Source organism: Streptomyces sp. UNOB3_S3, from assembly GCF_020740895.1.
GTDB lineage: Bacteria > Actinomycetota > Actinomycetes > Streptomycetales > Streptomycetaceae > Streptomyces.
Genome location: NZ_JAILXP010000654.1, coordinates 1 through 1760, shown reverse-complemented (window position 1 = coordinate 1760; position 1760 = coordinate 1). Strand labels below are relative to the sequence as shown.

The following is a 1760-nucleotide window of genomic DNA, read 5'->3' as shown; positions in this document are numbered from 1 at the left end:
GCGGGGGCGGCGGTCGCGGTGGGGGCCGCCCCGGCTATGAAAGCGAGGCCCACGACGAACGAGCCGACGGCTCTGCGCACATGACGTACATGTCTGAAAGGCATTGCGCCAGCGTTCCCGTGGGCCCCGGACCTTACAAGCGCGGAATCGGACCGGCCGGATCCATCACGTTGTGCAGCGTCTTCGGGTCCACGAACGGCGCCGCCCGCGTCGGCCGCGAGTACCAGAGCAACGGCCACGTGTTCCCCGTCAGCGCGGGCACCCCGATGTACGCGATCGTGCGCTTCCCACTGAACCACTGGACGCCCACGGGCCACGGGTACTGCCTCGCCGTGCCCGGCGGCAGCAGGAAGTACGTCCAGCGGAACCCCTTCGCCTCGCACACCACCGGCCCCGGGTCGGGCGCGGCACGTTCGATGAGCTGAAGGGCGAACTGTTCACCGACCACGCCCTGGGCGCGCACCACGTCGAAGTGCACGCCACAGCGCCACAGGTGGTGTCCTGACAGCGGAACCCACTCTGGACGGAAGGCAATTGTTGAGGTTGGGGGGTGAGTTTCGTCTTTCACGCCGAACACGATGGGTGATCGTGCCTAGCCTGACCAGTGACTGGAGGCGGACCCCCGGTTCGGTACGCCGCTGTCGGGGAATGCCGGGAGGGAGAAGCATGCCGGACGGCAGGCAAGCACGGTCCAAGTCGGCGACGATGCGGATGTTCGGCGCGGTGCTGCAGGCAGTGCGCAGACGTGCGGGCGTGAGCAGGGAACAACTCGCCGAGGCGGCGAAGTACTCGGTGGACATGATCTGTTCGGTCGAACAGGGGCGGCGAAAGCCGTCGATCAAGCTCATCGACACGGCGGAGGAGCTGTGCGATGGGGGAGGGCTGCTACGGGAGGCGGCGAAGCACATCGTGCAGAGCAAGTTCCCGGACTGGTTCGAGGAGTACGCGAAGTACGAGGAGGAGTGCCGTTCGCTGGAGATCTACCAGAATCACGTGGTCCCCGGGCTGTTCCAGACCGAGGAATACGCGTTGGCAGTGTTCCGCAGCGAACGTCCGCTCATCGACGACGAGGAGATCGAGCAGGGAGTGGCAGCACGGTTGGAGCGCCAGAAGCTGCTGACCCGCACACCGCCTGCCGTGATCAGCGCGGTGCTTGAACAGGTCGTCCTGGAGCGGTGGATCGGTGGCAAGGACGTGATGCGCGGCCAGATGCACCATCTGCTTGACCTGTCCAAGCTCCGTAACGTCGACATCCAGATCATGCCGACCCGCAGGGAGACGCACGCCGGGCTCGCGGGGCCCCTGTACGTACTGGAGACCAAGGACCACGAGCGGTTCGTGTACTTCGAAGGGCAGAAGGGTGTAATGCTCTCCGGCGCGAAGGACGTGTCAGACGTGAGTATGCGCTCTGCCATGCTGCGATCGCAGGCGCTCACTCCTGAGGATTCGGTGAGCATGATCGGGAAGATGCTGGGAGAGCTGTGAACACTGAGGGACGAATAGCCAGTTACGAGGATCTGGACTGGTTTAAGTCCAGCTACAGCGGAAACGGCGGCGAAGCTTGCGTCGAGGTGGCCACCTGCTACCCGGACACCGTCCACGTCCGGGACTCGAAGCTTGAGCTCCGAGCTCCGAGACTCGACGTCACCCCCGCCGCATGGGCGGCGTTCACGGGTTTTGTCGCCGGGGCTTGAGACCCGAGGTCCGAGACCCGAGCGCTGTTTTAGAGGAATGGGTGGTGGGGGATATCTCCCACCCAC

Annotated in this window: 3 protein-coding genes; 2 read left to right on the top strand and 1 reads right to left on the bottom strand. The window is 65.1% G+C overall.

All coding sequences use genetic code 11. From position 1 onward, the window contains the following. Positions 1-133 precede the first annotated feature (133 nt). Complete coding sequence (locus K6I33_RS34745; RefSeq protein WP_229358784.1) at positions 134-478, bottom strand: hypothetical protein; 345 nt, start codon at positions 476-478, stop codon at positions 134-136. Between the two features lie 188 nt (positions 479-666). Between K6I33_RS34745 and K6I33_RS34740 the strand changes: the two genes are divergently transcribed. Next, complete coding sequence (locus K6I33_RS34740; protein ID WP_229358783.1) at positions 667-1485, top strand: helix-turn-helix transcriptional regulator; 819 nt, start codon at positions 667-669, stop codon at positions 1483-1485. After that, positions 1482-1694, top strand: coding sequence for a DUF397 domain-containing protein (locus K6I33_RS34735; RefSeq protein WP_229358782.1), 213 nt, complete (start codon positions 1482-1484; stop codon positions 1692-1694). The genes K6I33_RS34740 and K6I33_RS34735 overlap by 4 nt, the downstream gene beginning before the upstream one ends. Positions 1695-1760: the final 66 nt, after the last annotated feature.

Bases quoted from the DNA above. Each gene is read 5' to 3' on its own strand.
- K6I33_RS34740 (WP_229358783.1), top strand. From the start codon at position 667: ATGCCGGACGGCAGGCAAGCACGGTCCAAGTCGGCGACGATGCGGATG.